The sequence below is a fragment of the Sphingomonas longa genome, from assembly GCF_016892685.1.
Taxonomy (GTDB): Bacteria; Pseudomonadota; Alphaproteobacteria; order Sphingomonadales; family Sphingomonadaceae; genus Sphingomonas; species Sphingomonas longa.
Genome location: NZ_JAFEMC010000002.1, coordinates 469,457 through 488,359, shown reverse-complemented (window position 1 = coordinate 488,359; position 18,903 = coordinate 469,457). Strand labels below are relative to the sequence as shown.

The following is an 18,903-nucleotide window of genomic DNA, read 5'->3' as shown; positions in this document are numbered from 1 at the left end:
GGTCCGGGCTCAACCAACCACCGAGCCGTCATTGCGAGCGGAGCGAAGCAATCCAGCGCGTCCTGCGCGGCTCCTGGATTGCTTCGCTCCGCTCGCAATGACGGAATCTAAGGTAAATAGCTCTTTTTCCTGCACTTCCTCGGCACAGGCCGGGGCCCAGTCGTGGCAAGCTTTGTGAGTGCCACTGTCTACGTGGCGACTACCCCCGGCGTTCGCCGGGGTCGATCGACGGTCAGTTGCGCGCGCGGTCCGGGCGTTTGGTCAGTATTGGCCGCCACCCGTCCCCCGCAAGCGAAAGCCCCCTACCCCCGCGCCGCGCTCGGGAAGGCGAAGCCGACCGGCTGGATCGCGGCCGCATCCTGCTTCAGGCGCGCGGCGATCTGTTCGTAGTCGCGTTCCATTTCAGGGGTGACGCTCGCCCGCGCCTCCGCCAATGCGCCCTCGAAGTCGGCCATCGTGACCTCCGTCGCGGTGCGGGAACGGCGGAGCGCAATCAGGCCGGCGCGGCGGGTGACGTCCTCCAGATCGGCGCCGGTGAAGCGGTCGGTGCGGCGCGCGATGGAGGCGAGATCGACGTCCGACGCCAGCGGCATCTTGCCGGTCTGGATACCGAGGATGCGCTCGCGCCCGGCCTCGCTGGGCACGCCGACATAGATCAGCTCGTCGAACCGACCGGGTCGCAGCAGCGCGGGATCGACGAGGTTGGGCCGGTTGGTCGCGCCGATCACGACGACCGACTGCAATTCCTCCAGCCCGTCCATCTCGGCGAGGATGGTGTTGACCACGCGCTCCGTCACCTGCGGCTCGCCACCGCCCGATCCACGCGCGGGCACGAGGCTGTCGAGTTCGTCGATGAAGATCACGGTCGGCGCGACCTGACGCGCGCGGGCAAACAAGCGAGCGATCTGCTGCTCGCTTTCACCGTACCATTTGCTCAGCAGGTCCGACGATTTGGTGGCGATGAAGTTGGCTTGTGCCTCACGCGCGACCGCCTTCGCGAGCAGGGTCTTGCCGGTGCCGGGAGGACCATAGAGCAGGAAGCCCTTGGCCGGACGGATGCCGAGCCGGCGGAACGCGTCCGGGTCCTTCAGCGGCAGTTCGACGCCTTCTTTCAGCCGTTCCTGCGCGGCATCGAGGCCGCCGACATCCTCCCAGCGGACATTCGGGGCCTGCACCATAACCTCGCGCATCGCCGACGGCTGGACGCGCTTCAACGCCTCCAGAAAATCCTCGCGCGTCACCGACAGCGTGTCGAGCACCTCGGCGGGGATTGTCCGCTCCTCCAGATTCAGGCGCGGCATGATGCGGCGGACCGCCTCGATCGCGGCTTCCCGCGCCAGCGCGGCGATGTCGGCGCCGACGAACCCATAGGTGGTGCGCGCCAGCTCATCGAGGTCGACGCGGTCGCCCAGCGGCATGCCGCGCGCGTGGATGCCGAGGATTTCACGCCGGCCGCGTTCGTCGGGGACGCCGACGACGATCTCTCGGTCGAAGCGCCCCGGACGCCGCAGCGCCTCGTCGATCGCCTCCGGCCGGTTGGTGGCGGCGATGACGACGAGGTTCGCACGTGCCTCCAGCCCGTCCATCAGCGTCAGCAACTGGGCGACAAGGCGCTTCTCGGCCTCACCCTGCACCTGACCGCGCTTCGGGGCGATGGAGTCGATCTCGTCGATGAAGACGATCGACGGCGCAGCCTTGGTCGCTTCCTCGAAAATGTCGCGCAGCCGCGACTCGGACTCGCCGTAAGCGGAGCCCATGATCTCCGGACCGTTGATCAGGAAGAACTGCGCGTCGGATTCGTTCGCAACAGCGCGGGCTAGGCGCGTCTTGCCGGTGCCGGGCGGTCCGTGGAGCAGCACGCCCTTGGGCGGCTCGACGCCGAGGCGCTCGAACAATTCGGGGTAGCGGAGCGGCAGTTCGACCATTTCGCGCAGCTGGTCGATCGTCGCGGCCATGCCGCCGATATCGTCATAGGTCACGTCGGCGCGGCGCGCGGCCTGCGGCTCCTCATATTCGGGGCGTAGTTCAATTTCGGTATTCTCGTCGATGTGGACGACGCCCTTGGGGCTGGCGGACACGACGATGAGGCGGATTTCCTGCAACGCGAACGCGGGCGCGTTCATGAAGCGCTGCACGGTCGGTGGCATGTCCGAGACACGCTGATGCCCCGCGGTCGCGACGACATCGCCCTGGCAGAAGGGGCGACCGAGGAAGGTGCGCTGGAGCGCCGCACCGGAGCCCTGGAGGCGCAGGTTCGCCTGTGCCGGTGCGAAGACGACGCGAGTCGCCGGCTTCGACTCGGCGCGGCGCACCTCTACGAAATCCCCCGAGCCGACGCCGGCGTTCGCGCGCTGGAGACCGTCGATGCGAAGCACCTCCAGTCCCTCGTCCTCGGGATAGGGGCCGACCGCGCGGGCGGGAGTCGATTGCTTGCCGACGATCTCGATCACGTCGCCCTCGCCCACGCCCAGCGCCGCCATCAGCGCACGCGGCAGGTGAGCGAGGCCACGGCCGGAATCCTCCGGGCGGCTGTTCGCCACCTGAATCTTGCGCGTCGGGGTTTCGCTATCGGCCATTCCTGCTTCCTTCCACGCGGTCCATCTGGCCGATTCCTTTCGAACGGCAAGCGCGTGAGGTAGGAAGCCGGTTCCAGCGCGGTTAGGGGCGGGGCAACCCCACGCGACGAAAAAAAGGGCCGGACCCGAAAGTCCGACCCCTTGAAAGTTTTTAGGAGAGGATGCCTGAAAGGCACGGTCTTTTTGCGTCGCAGCGAGCCATGTTGCAAGTGCGAAATACTCCGCTACGATTGCGTTCTATGCAATTCGCGGTATCGCTAACATAAGAAGCGGGAGAGGACGGGATGCGCAGGCTGCCCCCGTTGGGCGCGATCGAGGCGTTCGTGCAGGTCGCGCGCCTGGGATCGATCAAGGCTGCCGCGGAGGAACTGGCGCTGTCGGCACCGGCGCTGAGCCGCCGCGTGCAGTCGCTGGAACGGTTCATCGGCAAGCCGCTGTTCGCGCGGCGGCATCAGGCGATGGTCGCCAATGCCGATGGCGAGCGGCTGCTGCAGCAAATCGCGCCGGTGCTGGACCAGCTGTCCGACGCGGTCGAGGCGATGACGAGTGGGACCGAAGTGCTGAGGCTGCGGCTGGGCATTCTGCCGCTATTCGCGTCGCAGCGGCTGTTCCCGCGGCTGGGCGACCTGCGCGCGACGCATCCCGAACTGCATCTCGACATCGATACGGCGGCGCACGGCATCGCGCGGCTGGGTGACGGGCTGGACGCCGTGATCGCACTGGCGCGCGACATCGATCCCTCGCTGTATGGGAAGCGGCTGGATCACAACAAGGTGTACGTCATCGGATCGCGCACCTTGCTGGAGGGACCGAACCCGGTGGTCGATCCGGCGCAGGTCGCGACGTTGACCGCTTTGATCCACCGCGACATGCCCGACACCTTCACCGCGTGGCGCAACGCCGCCGGGCTGGAGGAGATCGAACCGCAGGCGGTCGATCATTTCGATTCGGGGCAGTTGATGCTGGAGGCGGCGGCGCAAGGGCTCGGCATCGCGTTCATGCTGGAGAGCCACTTCGAGGATGCGAACGATCCGCGGCTGGTGCGGCTGTTCGATATCGAGGTGGAGAGCCCGTACAGCTACTGGTTCGTCTGCCGGCCGCGGGCGTTGCAGTCGAAGCCGGTGCGGCTGTTTCATGACTGGTTGGTGAAGACTTTGGGGGCTTGAGGGGCTGGGCAGCTCCGAGCCGTTTCGCGGGCGTCGACCTACCCCCGGGCCCTCCCTTTCAGGGAGGGGAAACGAGCAGTCCACTCCTCAGAAGTTGAAATTCTCCTGCTCCCCTCCCTGCAAGGGAGGGGTTGGGGGTGGGTTGCGGTACACTGTACCGTTTGTGAGATGGTGGAGACGACGCCGTCGAGGTTGTGCAGGACGTCGGTGTTCCAGAAGCGGAGGATCGTCCAGCCTTTCGCGGCCAGATAGGCGGCGCGGGCTTCGTCTCGTTCGATCTGCAAGCCGTGGTGCCCGCCGTCGAGTTCGATGCCGAGTTTCAGACTGCGGCAGACTATGTCGATGATGAAGCGGTCTACTACCAACTGTCGCGTGAAGCGTGGATGGTGGGACCGGAGGGCTTGCCAGAGGCGCCGTTCTGCCGGGGTTGGTCGGTTCTGAGATCGCGGGCGTTGCGCGTAAGTTCGGGCGGGAAGCGCTGCATCTTGGTCGCAGACTACAGCGCGTTTTGCGGGCGTCTTCCCACCCTCTTCCCCTCCCTTGCAGGGAGGGGAAGAGGGTGCGGACATTTTCGAAAGTTACGCCACGCGCGCCTTGACGATCTTGCCGGGCTGGCGGGGGGGTTCGCCCTTGGGCAGCGCGTCGATCAGTTCCATGCCGTCGGTAACCTGACCCCAGACGGTGTACTGGCCGTCGAGGAAGCGGGCGTCGTCGAAGACGATGAAGAACTGGCTGTTCGCCGTATTGGGATCGTTGGTGCGCGCCATCGAGCAGATGCCGCGGACGTGCGGTTCCTTGTTGAACTCCGCCTTCAGGTTGGGCTTGTCGGAGCCGTGCATGCCGGTGCCGGTCGGATCGCCGCCCTGCGCCATGAAGCCCGGGATGACGCGGTGGAACACGACGCCGTCGTAGAAGCCGTCGTTCGCCAGCTCGGTGATGCGCTTGACGTGCTCGGGCGCGAGGTCGGGACGCAGCTTGATCGTGACGTCGCCGCCCTCCAGCGTCAGGGTCAGCGTCTCCGCAGTCGGGGTATCGGTCATGTCGTCCACTCCAGATTGGTCGAGCGGCAGATAGGGAGGGAGTGCGCCGCTGGCAAATCGCGCTGCGCCGCGATAGGGAGCAGGCGCCGCGATCAGACCATGCCAAGAGGGAGCCGGCGATGAGCGAAAACGAGCTTCCCGAAGCGCCGACCGAAGAACTGGACGAGCTGGACGAGGACGACCGGCTGCGGCCCGCATTCGTCAGGGCGGTGCTCGACGCGGTCGAGGCGGGCGACGACGAGGAAGCGCGCACGCTGGTCGAGCCGCTGCACCCGGCCGATATCGCCGACCTGTTCGAACTGACGCCGCAGGAGGACCGTACCGCCCTCGCCCGCGCGGTCACCGACCTGCTCGACGCGGACGTGTTCGCGGAGATGAACGATTACGTCCGCGAGGACCTGATCGATGCGCTGGAGCCGCACGAGGTCGCGGATATCGCGTCCGAACTCGATACCGACGACGCCGTCGCGATCATCGAGGACATGGACGAGGACGGGCAGCGCGCAGTGCTCCGCGCGATGGAACCGGACGATCGCGCCGCGATCGAGGAGGCGCTGTCCTATCCGGAGGAATCCGCCGGTCGCCTGATGCAGCGCGATCTGGTCGCGGTGCCGGAGCATTGGACCGTCGGCGACGTCATCACCTATCTGCGCAAGCAGGAGGACCTGACCACCGATTTCTGGGAAGTGTTCGTCGTCGATCCGGGGCATCGCCCGATCGGCACGTGCGCGCTGTCGTGGATTTTGCGCACGCCGCACTGGGTGCCGGTGGGCGACGTGATGAGCCGCGAGCAGACGCTGATCCCGGTCGACATGGATCAGGAAGAGGTCGCGCTCCGGTTCCAGAAATATGCGCTGATCTCCGCCGCGGTCACCGACGGGTCGGGGCGGCTGGTCGGTATGATCACCGTCGACGACGTCGTTCACATCATCCAGCAGGAAGCGGGCGAGGACGTGCTGCGCCTGTCGGGTGCGGGCGACGGCGACATCAACGAACCGATCCGGCTGACGGTGAAGACGCGGCTGACATGGCTGGTCGTGAACCTGGCGACGGCGATGTTCGCCGCCAGCGTGGTGAAGCTGTTCGAGGGCACGATCGCGACCTTTGCGCTGCTCGCGGTGCTGATGCCGATCGTGTCGGGGATGGGCGGCAATGCGGGCACGCAAACGCTGGCCGTGGTGGTGCGCGCGATCGCGACCAATCAGCTGACGAATTCGAATACCCGATGGATGGTGCTGCGCGAACTGCGCATCGCGGCGGCGAATGGTGCGATGCTGGGGCTGTTGATCGGGGTCGGCACGTTCCTGATCTTCGGGCGCGGCGATCTGGCGCTGGTCATTGGGTCGGCGATGGTCATCAACAACCTGACCGCGGGTCTGGGCGGGGTGCTGGTGCCAGTGACGCTCGACCGCTTCAACGTCGATCCGGCGGTGTCGTCCGCAGTGTTCGTGACGACGTTGACGGACACGATGGGTTTCTTTGCGTTTCTGGGCCTTGCGACCTTGTGGGGCCTGCACGGATAGGCTTGCGGCGCCTGCGAGTGTGACCCACATGGCAGCCTCCGATGGCGCTTCATTTGACCAAAGTGGCGTTCGGCGCGGCCAGCGTCGAGCATCTTTCCGAACGTCTCGCCCTGCGCGCGGCGGAGGGGCAGCTGTTCCTGACGACACGCTATCTGCCCAAGCGGCACGAGGAGGTGGCGGGTGCGGGGTCGCTGTTCTGGATCTTGAAGCACCAACTGGTCGCACGGTCCGCGATCACCGGGTTCGGTGAGGCGGAGGGGGGTCGCGTCGCCATATTCCTCGCGCCGCCACTGGTGCTGGTGCAGGCGCGGCCCAAGCGGGCGCATCAGGGCTGGCGCTATCTGGAGGCGGCGGATGCGCCCGTCGATCTGGGTGGCGACGGGATGGGTGTGGAGGCGATGCCGGCGGAGTTGATCGGGAAGCTGGCGGAGTTGGGTTTGATCTGACCGGGTTTGGCTCTGCGCTCCCGCCCATCGCTCGGCCTGAGCGACATCGAGGGCCATGTTGCTGGGCATGTGCTTCGACTGCGCTCAGCACGAACGGAGTGGATGGCAGCTTAACGCGCTTTCCCGCAGGCGACGGGGCCGCCGTTGGCGGGGCGGATCACGCAGTGGGGGGTGCCGGTGATGGTGACCTGTCCGGTGCCGGCGTTTGACACCTGCGCGGTGTAGCGGGCGCGGGCGGAGAGGTCGCCGATGCCGTCTGCGGCGACCAGCAGTTCGCCCGCGTCGAGCGCCGAGGCGTCGAGCGCCCCCTCCCCGTTCTTCGTCAGCCGGGCCTTGCCGACGCGACCGGCGAGCGCGATGCGGCCGGCGCCGGCGAGCACCGCCGATAGTTCCACGCCGTCGACGGCTGTCACCGCGATCGCGCCCGAGCCGGAGACGACGAGGTCGATCCTTGGTCCGCGCAGCCGCGCGATGGTCAGCCGCGCCCCTGCGATCGACTGCGCCGAGGCGAGCGACGGCGTCGAGAGCGTCAGCCGGATCGGGGCGGTCGATCGGCGCTGCGCGTCGCCCAACACACCGGGGCGGCGGCGGATCGTCAGCGTGGTGCCGTCGAGCCGGACGTCGATCGCCTGGACCGCGTCCAAGTCGCCGGCGATGCGGACGGCGGGCGACCCGGTGGTGACGGTCGTGTCGAACGGTCCTTCTACGCGCAATCGTTCGAAGCTGCCGATGCCGACGGTGCGGTCCGCGGCCGATGCAGGGCCGGCCGACAGGGCAATTGCTGACAGGAGAATGGCGGGGAGCGGGCGCATCACGCTACGCTCGACGATCCCCGCCCTTCGATCAAGCCGGGATCAGCCGCAATGCACCTTGCCGCTGCCCATCTTGCTGACTTCGCACTTCGCGCCGCCGGTGATGGTGACGTCGCCGGAACCGAGAATGTTGATTTCCGCCGTGCGGGTGGCAGTCGCCTGCACGTCGCCGGCGCCGGCGATGTTGATCTCCGCCGTTTCGGTGCGGAGCGGTTGCGCGCGGACGTTGCCGGAGCCGCCGACCGAGATTTCAAGCGAGCGGGCGGTGCCGGCGGCGGCGATGTCGCCCGATCCCCCGATCGCGAACTCGGCCTTGTCGACCTTCATGCCGCGGATATCGAGCTTGCCGGAGCCGCCGATATTGCCCTCGAACTTGTCACCCTCCGCCTTGTCGACAGTGATCGTGCCGGAGCCGCCGATGTCAGCGCCGGTGATGCGCGGCATCGTCACGAGGTAGCGGACCTTGCCGGTGCCATTCCAGTTGATCCCGCGCTTCCAGCCGAGGCTGAGCGAGCTGCCCTTCCGCTCGACCCTGATCTTGTCGAGCGTGGCCGGGTCGCCGGTGGCGGTGACGGAGAAGGCGGGGCCGACGCGGACCTCCACGTCGCCACCCGCCGCCAGGCCGACGCTGTCGAAGTCGGTCACGGCATAGCTGCGGGTGCCGCCCGAGCCGGTCGCCGCAACGCCCGCGCTGCCGTCCGGCTCGTCGTCGGACGACCAGTTGAAGGAGCAGGCGGCGACGGGCATCGCCAGCAGCGCAAGCGCGACGGGGGCGAGGAGCGTTCTGGTGCCGAGCTTCATGATGTGTTTCCCTTGTGTGTTGCTTAGATAATACACGCTGGGAAGGGCGATGCAAGGGGCTGGCGGTTTGCCGTCGTCGGGGACTCGGACTGCCGCCGGGAGGACGGATCCGGGGGTACCGCCGTCATCAGCTTGAACCGTTCGTGCTGAGCCTGTCGAAGCACCGGTGAGGCTCATGCCCTTCGACAAGCTCAGGGCGAACGGAAGGCCGGGATCAACCTCATGACATTAAGCTCTGAACGACGAAGGGCGGCCCGTCGCCGGACCGCCCTTCCTGTAGACCGAGGCTCCACGCCGATCAGGCGGCGGGCTTGTCCTTGTTGTAGATCGCGGCGGCGGCGCGGAGGATCTCGAGGATCTTCTCCTGCGCCTTGGGCTCGTCGAGTTCTTCCATCGCGGCGAGTTCACGGGCCAGACGGCTGGTCGCGGCCTCGAAGATCTGACGTTCGGAATAGCTCTGCTCGGGCTGGTCGTCGGCGCGGAACAGGTCGCGGACCACTTCGGCGATCGACACGAGGTCGCCGGAGTTGATCTTCGCCTCGTACTCCTGCGCGCGGCGCGACCACATGGTGCGCTTGACCTTGGGCTTGCCCTTCAGCGTGTCCATCGCCTCGCGCATCGTCTTGTCGGACGACAGCTTGCGCATGCCGACGCTCTCGGCCTTGTTGGTCGGAACGCGGAGCGTCATGCGCTCCTTCTCGAACCGCAGGACGTAGAGTTCGAGGCTGGTCCCGGCGATCTCCTGCTTCTGCAGCTCGATCACGCGGCCTACGCCGTGCTTGGGATAGACAACATAATCGCCGACGTCGAAAAACAGCGCCTTGGCAGCCATGTGGGGCCTTTCATCGGACCCGCGCCCGACCCGCTGGCGCGAAGGCCGGCGACGGGGCGCGTGTTGGGGATCCGGGCAACGCCGATCGCGCCCGTCGCAACAGTATCTAGCAGCTTTGCAACAAAATTGCCAGCTTCGTGTCGCACCGCCGCACGACGCCACCATTCCATCCCGATCGGTCCGTCACGCCGCCTCCCATAGCAGCCAGCGGTCGCCCTGCCGTCAGTCGCCCGCGCCGGGTTCCGGGCTGAAGAAACTGTCGTACTTGCCCTCGACGCCCTTCATCGCGTCGGCGTCCGGCGGGGTCTGGTCCATCTTGCGGGTGACGTTGGGCCATTGCGCGGAGAAGGTGGCGTTCAGTTCCAGCCACTTTTCCTGGCCGTTCTCGGTGTCCGGCAGGATCGCCTCGGCCGGGCATTCGGGTTCGCAGACGCCGCAATCGATGCATTCGGACGGATTGATGACGAGCATGTTCTCGCCTTCATAAAAACAATCCACCGGACACACCTCGACGCAGTCCATGTACTTGCAACGGATGCAGGCGTCGGTGACGACGTAGGTCATTGCGTACTCCCGAACCGGCCCATGCCGGCAAGCTTCATACGGCCATCGACAGGCCGGCGATCATCGCGCGGCGACTAGGCCGCAAGCGTGGCGTGCGTCAATCGCCGTCGGCGTCCTGCGACACGTTATCACCCGTCACGAGATCGGCATAGCAGCCGCGTGCCTCCGCCGGCGGGCCACGCCGGGCGGGCAGCGCCTCCACCCGCACGACGCGAACGCGCGCCCCCTGCGCGAAGGTCAGGATGGCGCCGACCCGCACCGCAGCGTGCGCGCGGTCGATCGGGCGACCGTCGAGGCGGAGATGGCCGGTGCCGGCCAGCGCCTGCGCCGCGCTGCGCGTCTTCGCAAGGCGCGCCCACCAGAGAAACCGATCGAGCCGCATGGAGTCGACGGATGGAATCACCGGGCGAACATCTCCGCAAGGCTGGCGAATGCATTGGCACTGGACGGGGTCGGCGTGGTCGGGCGGGCCGGCGGGCGACCACGCCAGACCCAGCCACCCTCCCCGCCCGCCGGACGAAATCCGAGTTCGGCCATCAGCCGTTCGAACGTGGCCGGCTCCAGCCCCATCGACGTGGCGAGCGCGGGATCGGGGGCGAAGGGTTTGCGCCCCTGTCGCGCATCGTGTGCGGCGCGGGCGATGCGTTCGACGAGGTCAACGCGGACGGCCTGCACGCCGAGCGGCCGGAAGCCGGCGGCGAGCGTCGCGGCGGCGTGGCCGCGCGGCAGGACGGTAGCACCGACCGGCGGTTCCGGCGGCGCGACGTCGCGCAGGCCGAGCAGCACGCTTCGCCAGCGCGCCGGCTCCGGCTTCAGAAGGCGCGGGTCGAACAGGTCGAGCGCGCCGAGCGTGACGCCGGCGACCCGCAGCCGCCGGCGGTCCTCCTGCGTCAACGCCTCCAGCGGGCCACGAAGCGGCAGGCGCTGGGTCAGCCCGCCCGCCGCTTCGAGCGCGGCGGCGACGGTGCGCAGGGCCGGGCCGGCGGCTGGGTCACGGGCAATCGCATCAAGCGCGGCGAGTGCGGGCGCGCGCTTGTGCAGCGACGTGGCAAGCCATTTTTCCAGCCGTGCGGACACGCGGTCGCGGCCGGCGCGATCGAGCACGTCGAGGTCGCGGTCGAGCACCAGCCGCGGGCGGGCCAGCGACACGCCCGCGCACAGCGATGCGACAGCGGTGCCGTTCCAGCGGATCGCCGCATCGTCCAGCGCGAATTGGACGTCCGCGGCGTCGGCCAATGCCTGCGCACGGCGGGCGCGTTCGGGAACGAGACGCTTTTCCGCCGCCGCGAGCAGCATCCGCCGATCGCCACCGCGGGCACCGGGTTCGACCACGAAGCGAAAACCGTCGAGGCGGCCGATCGGGTGATCCTCCACCGTGACTTCGCCCTCCGCGCCGATCGTCACGGGCAGCGCGCCGGTGTCCGCGCCGATGCGGCGGATGAGCGCGGTCGTCCGCTTGTCGACGAAGCGTTGCGTCAGGCCGGCGTGGAGGCCGTCCGACAACCGCTCCTCGATCGCGCGGGTGCGGTCCGCCCACTCGGCGGGATCGGCGAGCCAGTCGGGACGCTGCGCGATATAGGCCCAGGTACGGACCGCGGCGAGCCGGCCGGCCAGCGTCTCGACGTCGCCGGCGATCGTGTCGAGCCGCTGGATTTCGTCCGCGAACCATTGATGCGGGATGATGCCGCGCCCTTCGCTGAGGTGGCCGAACAGCCGCGAGACGAAGCGGGCGTGTGGATCGAGGCCGACCTTGCGGAAATCGGGCACGCCGCACGCCGCCCACAGCCGCTTGACCATCGACGGGGTGCGGACGCGGTTGCGCACCCAGCCCTCCTCCGCCAGCCGCTTGAGCACCGCCAGATCCATCGCCTGCGGCGCGGCGCGCAGCGGCGTGCCGGGCGGCGGGCGGCGTTCGAGATCGGCGACCAGCGCGTCGATCGAGGAGAGGTCGGGCTGCCCCGCGCGCCAGTAGAGTTCCTCCAGCCGCGGAAAGCGATGTTCCTCGATCGCGAGAATTTCCTCCGGCAGGAAAGCCCCCGGCCCCTCCTCCGTCACCGCACCGAACGTACCGTCGCGCTGGTGACGGCCGGCGCGCCCGGCGATCTGCGCCATTTCGGCGACGGTCAGGCGGCGCTGGCGACGGCCGTCGAACTTGTTGAGCGAGGCGAAGGCGACGTGCGCCACGTCCATGTTCAGGCCCATGCCGATCGCGTCCGTGGCGACGAGGTAATCGACCTCCCCCGCCTGGAACATCGCGACCTGTGCGTTGCGGGTGCGGGGGCTGAGCGCGCCCATCACCACCGCCGCCCCGCCGCGCAGGCGGCGCAGCATCTCCGCGACAGCGTAAACCTCCTCGGCGCTGAACGCGACGATGGCGGAGCGTTTGGGGAGCCGACTGATCTTCTTCGCGCCGGCATAGCTGAGCGTCGAGAAGCGCGGACGGGCGACGATCTCCGCGTCGGGCACCAGCGCGCGGACCATCGGCCGCAGCGCTTCCGAGCCGAGGATCATCGTTTCCTCCCGCCCCCGCATATGCAGAAGGCGGTCGGTGAAGACGTGGCCGCGTTCGGGATCGGCGCCGAGTTGCGCCTCGTCCAGCGCGACGAAGGCGGCGTCGTGCGACGGCATGGACTCCGCGGTACACAGGAACCAGCGCGCGCCCGGGGGCACGATCTTTTCCTCGCCGGTGACGAGCGCGACCTGATGCGCGCCTTTCAGCGCAACGACCCGGTCATAGACCTCGCGCGCCAGCAGCCGCAGCGGAAAGCCGATGATGCCGCTGGAGTGCGCGCACATGCGTTCGATCGCGAGGTGCGTCTTGCCCGTATTGGTCGGGCCGAGCACGGCGGTGACGTTCTGAACCGGGGCGGCCATGCCATGCAACATCGGGCCGCAGCGCCGCTTTCGCAATGATTTGGTTGCGGATGTGGCGCGATACTGCGCCACCAATCCGTTCCTGCGTTCCGTCGCATTCCAGTGCCAACTCGTCGCAGCAAACGCCCTCGTGCGGCGCGGTTAATTTGACTTTAGGATGTTCGAGCCACAACGAATCCTCCCAGCGCCGGGGGGTATCGGCGAGTAACCGAGAGCGTCGCCGGTGTTCCTTCGCAGCGATCATGGTCTGGAACTCGCCGGCGGCACGAGTGCGCGGGGCCTGTCGCCGCGCAGCTTCACGGTTCCCGTTCAGCAGGATTGGCGACACCGGGTCGCCGCGATCGACTGGGTGCCCGATCTGGGCGCGCAGATCGGCACGCGCGACTGGTGGCGCGGCGTCGCGACCTGCACGGCCCTGTGCGCCGCGACCTGGGCGCTGTCGCCGGGGTTCGACCGGCCGCTGATCGGCGCGGTGCCCGCGCCGATCCAGGGCGAGCAGTGGGACGAGGCGCGCGCGCAGGGCATCGCCCCGCTGGCATGGGGTGCCGATACCGGCAAGCGCATGGCGGCAAGCGACCTCGTCGCGCCGCTGGCGCAGGCGCCGGAGAGACCGACGGTGGAGCTGACAACAACGCTCGGCGATGGCGATGCGCTGGACCGGGCGCTGGTGCGCGCGGGGGTCGGTCGCGGCGAAGCGAAGGAGGCGGCGCGGCTGGTCGCGGGCGCGACCTCCTTGAGCGACATTCCTTCAGGCACGCGGCTGGCGCTGACGCTGGGCCGGCGGCCGAGCCGGACGGTGGCACGACCGCTGGAGACGCTGACCTTCCGCGCCCGTTTCGACCTGTCCCTGACGCTGGCGCGGGCGGGATCGAGCCTGATCCTGAACCGGACGCCGATCGCGGTGGATTCGACGCCGCTGCGCGTACAGGGGCTGGTCGGGCAGAGCCTGTACCGCTCGGCACGGGCGGCGGGCATCCCGGCCAAGGCGGTTGAGACGTATATCAAGGCGATGGCGACGCGCGTGTCGATCGGTCGCGACGTGCGCGCGGCCGACAGTTTCGACATGGTCGTCGAGCGTGAACGCGCCGCCACCGGCGAGACGCGGCTGGGCGACCTGATGTTCGCCGGGCTGAACCGCGGGGGCAAGCCGATCCGCCTCGTTCGCTGGACCGCCAGTGGCGAGCGAAGCGCCGACTGGTTCGACGCGTCGGGTCAGGCGGAGAAGCGCGGTTATGCCGGCATGCCGGTGGCGGGGCGGCTGACGTCCGGGTTCGGGATGCGGATGCACCCGCTGCTGGGCTTCATGCGGATGCACAAGGGGCTGGACATCGCCGCGCCATATGGATCGCCGATCTATGCCGCGGTCGACGGCGTCGTGCAGTTCGCGGGGCGTAATTCCGGCTACGGCAATTTCGTGAAGCTGGTGCACGCGGGCGGCCTGGCGAGCGGTTATGGTCATATGAGCCGGATCGCGGTGCGGCCGGGCACGCGTGTGCGGCAGGGTCAGGTGATCGGCTATGTCGGGTCGACCGGCATGTCGACGGGACCGCATCTGCACTGGGAGGTCTGGCGGAACGGCCAGACGATCAATCCGCGCGCGCTGTCGTTCACGAGCGTGGCGCGGCTGGCGGGCGAGAATCTGCGCGCGTTCAAGCGGCGCGTGGCGAATTTGCTGGCGGTGACGCCGGGGCGGTAGCTCGGGTTCGGCGGGCATCGGCTTGAGCGCTTCGCGTGGTGCGTGCCGGAAATGTTGCTGACGCGCGCAACTGCAATCCTCGCCTGCAAGGGGATGATTACATGAAGCGATTTGCCTTGGGCTGCCCCTCCGTCACGGCTTCGCCGTGCCACCTCCCCGCGGGCGGGGAGGATCGGGAACGGCTCACTTCCCCTGTGCGCGCCAGCGTTGAATGGTGCGGGCGATGATCTGGTCTTCGCCGCCGACGTTTCGCCAGAGTTGCGAGAACAGCGGGTCGCTGGAGGCGGGGCGGCGGTGTTCCTCCAGCCCGTCGAAGGACACGCGGATGGGGATCGCGACACCTTCGCCGCAGATGATGCATTCTCGGTTGCGCAGCGCCGGGATCGAATCGAGGAACCCGCGCGCGCCCTCCGGCATCGCCGCCCGGACGAAAGCCTGATCGCGCTCGTTGTTGAGGCGCATAGCGATGATCGTGCCGCACTGCGACAGCACGCCCTCCGCCAGATCGGACGGACGCTGCGTGATGAGACCCAGGCTGACGCCGTATTTGCGGCCTTCCTTGGCGATGCGCGCGAGGATGCGACCGACCGAGTTGGTCTGATCGTTGCCCGCAGGGATGTAGCGGTGCGCCTCCTCGCAGACGAGCAGGATCGGCCGCTGCGGTTCGTTGCGCGACCAGATCGCGAAGTCGAACGTCATGCGGCTGAGCACCGCGACCACAACGGAGGTGATGTCGGACGGCACCCCCGATACGTCGACGATCGAGATCGGCTTGCCGTCGCCGGGCATGCGGAAGATCCGGGCGAGGAAGTTGGCCATCGTGTCGGCGACGAGCATGCCGCTGAACATGAAACCGTAACGCGGGTCGGCGCGAATCTCGTCGATCTTCGACTTGAGGCGCAGGTACGGCGCGGTGTCGCCGGCGCGGTCCATCTTGCCCATTTCCAGCCCGATGAGGTTGGTCAGGTCGGACAGCAGATAGGGGATCGGCGCATCGACGGTCAGCTTCGCGATCTCCTGCCCGATGCGGTTCTTCTGCTTGGCCATCAGCAGGCATTTGGCGAGGATGTCGGCATCCACCTGGCGATCGGAGCCGCTGGTGGTCAGGAAGACCTCGCAATGCTCCTCGAAGTTCATCAGCCAGTACGGCATCGCCAGATTGTTGACGTCGTAGATCGCGCCATTGTCCTTGAATGCCGCGGCATATTCGCCGTGCGGGTCGATCATGACGATATGTCCCTGCGGCGCGAGAGCGCAGATGCGGTGGAGGATCAGCGCGGCGGAGGTGGACTTGCCGGTGCCGGTCGAGCCGACCAGCGCGAAATGCTTGCCGAGCATCGCATCGATGTAGAGCGACGCCGGAATGTCCTGCGTCGGGTACACGGTGCCGACCGAGATCGCGGCGCGATCGTCGGCGGCATAGACCTGTCGCAGGTCGGCCGCGGTGACGGGGAACACCTCGCAACCGGGCATGGGATAGCGGGTCACGCCGCGGCGAAAATTGTAGAGCTTCCCGGTCAGGCGCTCCTCGTCGCCCTCCCCCAGAAAGTCGATGTCGGCGGCGATGCAGGTGCCGCTGTTATCCTCCAGCTTCAGCGCGCGAACGTTGGCGACCAGCCACGCAGTGCCGACGCGCATCTTGATCTGGCTGCCGACCTGTCCCGCCGCCGCGGCGATCGGATCGGGATCGAGCGCCAGCGTCTCCAGCAAGGCGCGGTCGAGCAGCACGCGACTGGAGGCGCCGGCGATCGCGAAGACGCAGCCGATCGGCACGAGGGCCGCGTCGGGTGCGGTCATGGCTGCGCTGAATTCGGTCGAACGCGCGAAGGCCGCGGGGCCGGGCATATCGGTCATATCGTGGCGGTGTCCCTGCTTACACGCCGTTCCTGCATGCGTGCGGGTTACCATCGCGTTCATGCCGGACATGGATCGAGGTAACTGTCGCCCTCGGCCGGAGGTAGCGGAGCGGGTTGCGCTTAGAGCCGCCGCGCGACCCAGCCGGCGAGCCAGCCGAGCGATACGGACAGCGACACCGCGACCATACCATAGAGCCACGAGTCGCGATCGGCGGCGCGGGCGACGAAGCGCTCGAAACCTGATTTGCGGATGTCGATGTCGCGCACCGCCGCCGCGACGACGCGGCCGTCGCGGATCAGGAATGTTTCCGCGGTGAACCGCCCCACGGGCACGCGGGCGGGAATGGTGATGCGGGCGCGGTACAGGACGGATTCGCTGATCTCGACCGCCCGTGGTGCCTCCACATACAGGCCGGCGCGCGCCTTCAGGTCGACCAGACCGCGGGTGAAGCGCGCCTGCACGTCGGGCGCAGAGGTCGAGACGGGCGACAATTGCAGGCTGTCGAGCCCGAGTTCGTAGATCGCGCGGGTGCGGTCGTCGACGATCTGGCCGATCGGTCGCGACGAGGCGATCGCGTAGAAGCTAGGTGCGGAGCGGTAGCGCGCGGATTGCGCGTTGACCCAGATACCGGCGACCTTCTCCTTCTCGCGCATTAGCACCGATTGGGTCGGCCCCTTGACCACGACGACGATGTCCGCGGGGCGCTCGCCATCGGGGATGCGGCCGCCCGGATAGAGGATCGCGCCGAACAGCAGCAGGTCGGCACCGGTGAAGCTGTAGACGATCTCGATATCGCGCTGCGATACGTCGGGAACGAGCGTCGGCGCGGCCTGCCCCATCGCCAGCGGCGCGGCGAGCAGCAGCGCGATTCGTGTGCCGACCCGCCGCGTCACGAGACCGTGACCGAAAAGATCTCCTCCGGCCGCCAGACCAGCCCGAGCAGGATGCGGATGCCGACGCCGAGCACCATCAGCGCGAGCGCAAGCCGGAGATATTCGGGCTTCACCTTCGTCGCCAGCCGCGCACCGATCTGCGCACCGGTCACCGATCCGACCAGCAGCAGGCCGGCGAGGACGATGTCGACCGCCTTGGTCGTGGTGGCGTGGACCATCGTCGCGACGGCGGTGACGAACAGCGTCTGGAACAGGCTGGTCCCGACGACGACGCCCGTCGCCATGCCAATGACGTAAATCATCGCCGGCACCAGGATGAAGCCGCCGCCGATCCCGAGCAGGATCGTCAACACCCCGGTCATGAAACCCAGCATCAGCGGCGCGAGCGGAGAGATATAGAGGCCCGACGCATAGAAGCGCGTGCGGAACGGCAGGCTGGCGACGAGCGGGTGGTGGCGGCGCTTCTTGGCGCGCGGCGGTTGGCCACGACGGGACAGGCCGATCGACACCAGCGACTCCTTCGCCATCAGGCCGCCGATCGAACCCAGCATGATGACGTAGACGACGCCGATGACGGTATCGATCTGTCCAAGTTCCTGAAGCCGGCGGAATAGCCACGCACCCGCCATCGTGCCGAGGACGCCGCCACCGACCAGGACGCCGCCCATCTTGAAATCGACGCCGCCGCGGCGGACGTGCGCGAACACGCCCGATACGCTCGCGCCGGTCACCTGGCTGGCGGACGAGGCGGCGGCCACCGTCGGCGGGATGCCGTAGACGATCAGCAAAGGCGTCGTCAGGAAGCCGCCACCGACACCGAACATGCCCGACAGCAGGCCGACCCCGCCGCCGAGCAGGATCATCACGAGGGCATTCACCGACAGGTTCGCGACGGGCAGGTACAGGTCCACGGCCGCTGCCGTAGCGTTTCGACGCTCAGAAGTCGCCACCGATCGACAGCGCCGGGCCGGGCCCCGGACGAGCGTCGCCCGCGATCCGGTGCCGCCAGTCGAGCGTCAGCCGTACGCCGCGACCCTCGATGGGCAGCACCAGCGCCGCGGTCGGGCCGATGTCGATGCGGCTCGCGCCTCGCTGCGCACCGGCCCAGCTGCCGAGACCGAGGTGCAGCCGGGCGACCGGCGTCGTCACGCGCGCAGCAGCATCCACGAACAGGCCGCGGCCGAGGACGCCGCCAGCCTGCCCATAGCCTTCGATCCGAAATCGGGGACCAAAAACGGCGCGGTCGAGGCCGGCGGTCACAAAGGCGGCCGGTCGCGCATCGCCGCCGTCGAGCGGCAGGCGCTGTTCGGCGATCACGTGAATCGGGGCAGCGGTGGGTTGCCAGTCGATGCCGAAAGCGGCTTCTCGCCCGCGGCCGCGCAGGGGAGCGCTGATCCGCGCGGCGAGTGCGATGCGGGCGGAGTCAGCGATGATGTAGGTCGCACGCGCACCGACCTGCGATGCGCCGAGTTGGCCGGTGGCCAGCGTATCGCTGCGCCCGCCGCGCGCGATACCCCAGATGCCGAGAGCTAGGCGGTCGGGTGAATGTGTCGGCGGTGGGAGGTGCGGGGATGCGATGATCGGCGCGGCCGGTCTTACTTCGCCCTCCGACACCACTGCCGACCACTCGACCGGTGTCGGCGGCGGTGCCTCGACGGGAATGGCGATCGTGTCGATCTTGGTGACAGACGACGGGTCCACAGCTCGCAGCGATCGATCCAGCGCACGTCGGGTCGGATGTGGCGCACGGATCACACGGTCGAGCGCCGTGAATCGCAACGGTAGAAACGAGGTCATTTCGGCTGGCGGACCAGTCCTCTCCG

17 protein-coding genes are annotated in these 18,903 nt (G+C 68.2%); 4 read left to right on the top strand and 13 right to left on the bottom strand.

Annotated elements, in window-relative coordinates:
• Positions 1-302: 302 nt before the first annotated feature.
• Positions 303-2,576 (bottom strand): CDC48 family AAA ATPase, encoded by a 2,274-nt coding sequence (locus ILT43_RS08385; protein ID WP_204198483.1) that lies wholly within the window; start codon positions 2,574-2,576, stop codon positions 303-305.
• A 284-nt stretch (positions 2,577-2,860) separates the two neighbouring features.
• On the opposite strand from ILT43_RS08385, the gene ILT43_RS08380 reads away from it, so the two are divergent.
• Positions 2,861-3,742, top strand: coding sequence for a LysR substrate-binding domain-containing protein (locus ILT43_RS08380; protein ID WP_204198481.1), 882 nt, complete (start codon positions 2,861-2,863; stop codon positions 3,740-3,742).
• 38 nt (positions 3,743-3,780) lie between these two features.
• Here the strand turns inward: ILT43_RS08380 and ILT43_RS08375 are convergent, their stop codons facing one another.
• The gene (locus tag ILT43_RS08375; RefSeq protein WP_204198462.1) at positions 3,781-4,311 is read right to left on the bottom strand and encodes a DUF559 domain-containing protein; all 531 of its coding nucleotides are present in this window, start codon (positions 4,309-4,311) and stop codon (positions 3,781-3,783) included.
• A 9-nt stretch (positions 4,312-4,320) separates the two neighbouring features.
• Entirely contained in the window at positions 4,321-4,782 is a 462-nt protein-coding gene (locus ILT43_RS08370) for a peptidylprolyl isomerase (protein ID WP_055842927.1), read from the bottom strand.
• Between the two features lie 119 nt (positions 4,783-4,901).
• Here ILT43_RS08370 and mgtE point away from each other — a divergent pair, with 119 nt between their 5' ends.
• Positions 4,902-6,305 (top strand): magnesium transporter, encoded by a 1,404-nt coding sequence (gene mgtE, locus ILT43_RS08365; protein WP_204198457.1) that lies wholly within the window; start codon positions 4,902-4,904, stop codon positions 6,303-6,305.
• 41 nt (positions 6,306-6,346) lie between these two features.
• Positions 6,347-6,751: a DUF1489 family protein gene (locus ILT43_RS08360; RefSeq protein ID WP_204198446.1), complete on the top strand. Its 405-nt coding sequence runs from the start codon at positions 6,347-6,349 to the stop codon at positions 6,749-6,751.
• Positions 6,752-6,861: 110 nt separating this feature from the next.
• On the opposite strand, the gene ILT43_RS08355 is transcribed toward ILT43_RS08360, so the two are convergent.
• The 6 genes from ILT43_RS08355 to ILT43_RS08330 all read right to left on the bottom strand — a co-directional run bounded on the left by ILT43_RS08355 (position 6,862) and on the right by ILT43_RS08330 (position 12,634).
• The gene (locus tag ILT43_RS08355; RefSeq protein WP_204198443.1) at positions 6,862-7,563 is read right to left on the bottom strand and encodes a GIN domain-containing protein; all 702 of its coding nucleotides are present in this window, start codon (positions 7,561-7,563) and stop codon (positions 6,862-6,864) included.
• Positions 7,564-7,605: 42 nt separating this feature from the next.
• Positions 7,606-8,364, bottom strand: coding sequence for a head GIN domain-containing protein (locus ILT43_RS08350; RefSeq protein ID WP_204198425.1), 759 nt, complete (start codon positions 8,362-8,364; stop codon positions 7,606-7,608).
• A gap of 298 nt (positions 8,365-8,662) precedes the next feature.
• Positions 8,663-9,196, bottom strand: coding sequence for a CarD family transcriptional regulator (locus ILT43_RS08345; RefSeq protein WP_055841725.1), 534 nt, complete (start codon positions 9,194-9,196; stop codon positions 8,663-8,665).
• A gap of 222 nt (positions 9,197-9,418) precedes the next feature.
• Entirely contained in the window at positions 9,419-9,760 is a 342-nt protein-coding gene (gene fdxA, locus ILT43_RS08340) for a ferredoxin FdxA (RefSeq protein ID WP_204198416.1), read from the bottom strand.
• Between the two features lie 97 nt (positions 9,761-9,857).
• On the bottom strand, positions 9,858-10,142 hold the full coding sequence (locus tag ILT43_RS08335) for an RNA-binding S4 domain-containing protein (protein WP_204198413.1): 285 nt from the start codon (positions 10,140-10,142) through the stop codon (positions 9,858-9,860).
• Positions 10,143-10,159: 17 nt separating this feature from the next.
• The gene (locus tag ILT43_RS08330; RefSeq protein WP_204198410.1) at positions 10,160-12,634 is read right to left on the bottom strand and encodes a helicase-related protein; all 2,475 of its coding nucleotides are present in this window, start codon (positions 12,632-12,634) and stop codon (positions 10,160-10,162) included.
• A gap of 223 nt (positions 12,635-12,857) precedes the next feature.
• Between ILT43_RS08330 and ILT43_RS08325 the strand changes: the two genes are divergently transcribed.
• Complete coding sequence (locus ILT43_RS08325; protein ID WP_204198402.1) at positions 12,858-14,330, top strand: peptidoglycan DD-metalloendopeptidase family protein; 1,473 nt, start codon at positions 12,858-12,860, stop codon at positions 14,328-14,330.
• Between the two features lie 183 nt (positions 14,331-14,513).
• Here the strand turns inward: ILT43_RS08325 and ILT43_RS08320 are convergent, their stop codons facing one another.
• From ILT43_RS08320 to ILT43_RS08305, 4 genes are all read right to left on the bottom strand, one after another.
• Positions 14,514-16,184 carry an ATP-binding protein gene (locus ILT43_RS08320; protein WP_204198393.1) on the bottom strand — a complete coding sequence of 557 codons (1,671 nt, stop codon included), beginning with the start codon at positions 16,182-16,184 and terminating at the stop codon, positions 14,514-14,516.
• 122 nt (positions 16,185-16,306) lie between these two features.
• Positions 16,307-17,026: a TIGR02186 family protein gene (locus tag ILT43_RS08315; protein WP_239474404.1), complete on the bottom strand. Its 720-nt coding sequence runs from the start codon at positions 17,024-17,026 to the stop codon at positions 16,307-16,309.
• Positions 17,027-17,076: 50 nt separating this feature from the next.
• Positions 17,077-17,991, bottom strand: a complete 915-nt coding sequence (locus tag ILT43_RS08310) for a TSUP family transporter (RefSeq protein ID WP_204198364.1) — start codon at positions 17,989-17,991, stop codon at positions 17,077-17,079.
• Positions 17,992-18,016: 25 nt separating this feature from the next.
• Complete coding sequence (locus ILT43_RS08305; protein ID WP_204198357.1) at positions 18,017-18,781, bottom strand: hypothetical protein; 765 nt, start codon at positions 18,779-18,781, stop codon at positions 18,017-18,019.
• Between the last annotated feature and the right edge of the window lie 122 nt (positions 18,782-18,903).

Coding starts and splice junctions, on each gene's coding strand:
- ILT43_RS08385 (WP_204198483.1), bottom strand. CDS start 2,576: ATGGCCGATAGCGAAACCCCGACGCGCAAGATTCAGGTGGCGAACAGC.
- ILT43_RS08380 (WP_204198481.1), top strand. CDS start 2,861: ATGCGCAGGCTGCCCCCGTTGGGCGCGATCGAGGCGTTCGTGCAGGTC.
- ILT43_RS08375 (WP_204198462.1), bottom strand. CDS start 4,311: ATGTCCGCACCCTCTTCCCCTCCCTGCAAGGGAGGGGAAGAGGGTGGG.
- ILT43_RS08370 (WP_055842927.1), bottom strand. CDS start 4,782: ATGACCGATACCCCGACTGCGGAGACGCTGACCCTGACGCTGGAGGGC.
- mgtE (WP_204198457.1), top strand. CDS start 4,902: ATGAGCGAAAACGAGCTTCCCGAAGCGCCGACCGAAGAACTGGACGAG.
- ILT43_RS08360 (WP_204198446.1), top strand. CDS start 6,347: ATGGCGCTTCATTTGACCAAAGTGGCGTTCGGCGCGGCCAGCGTCGAG.
- ILT43_RS08355 (WP_204198443.1), bottom strand. CDS start 7,563: ATGCGCCCGCTCCCCGCCATTCTCCTGTCAGCAATTGCCCTGTCGGCC.
- ILT43_RS08350 (WP_204198425.1), bottom strand. CDS start 8,364: ATGAAGCTCGGCACCAGAACGCTCCTCGCCCCCGTCGCGCTTGCGCTG.
- ILT43_RS08345 (WP_055841725.1), bottom strand. CDS start 9,196: ATGGCTGCCAAGGCGCTGTTTTTCGACGTCGGCGATTATGTTGTCTAT.
- fdxA (WP_204198416.1), bottom strand. CDS start 9,760: ATGACCTACGTCGTCACCGACGCCTGCATCCGTTGCAAGTACATGGAC.
- ILT43_RS08335 (WP_204198413.1), bottom strand. CDS start 10,142: ATGCGGCTCGATCGGTTTCTCTGGTGGGCGCGCCTTGCGAAGACGCGC.
- ILT43_RS08330 (WP_204198410.1), bottom strand. CDS start 12,634: ATGGCCGCCCCGGTTCAGAACGTCACCGCCGTGCTCGGCCCGACCAAT.
- ILT43_RS08320 (WP_204198393.1), bottom strand. CDS start 16,184: ATGACCGATATGCCCGGCCCCGCGGCCTTCGCGCGTTCGACCGAATTC.
- ILT43_RS08315 (WP_239474404.1), bottom strand. CDS start 17,026: ATGGGGCAGGCCGCGCCGACGCTCGTTCCCGACGTATCGCAGCGCGAT.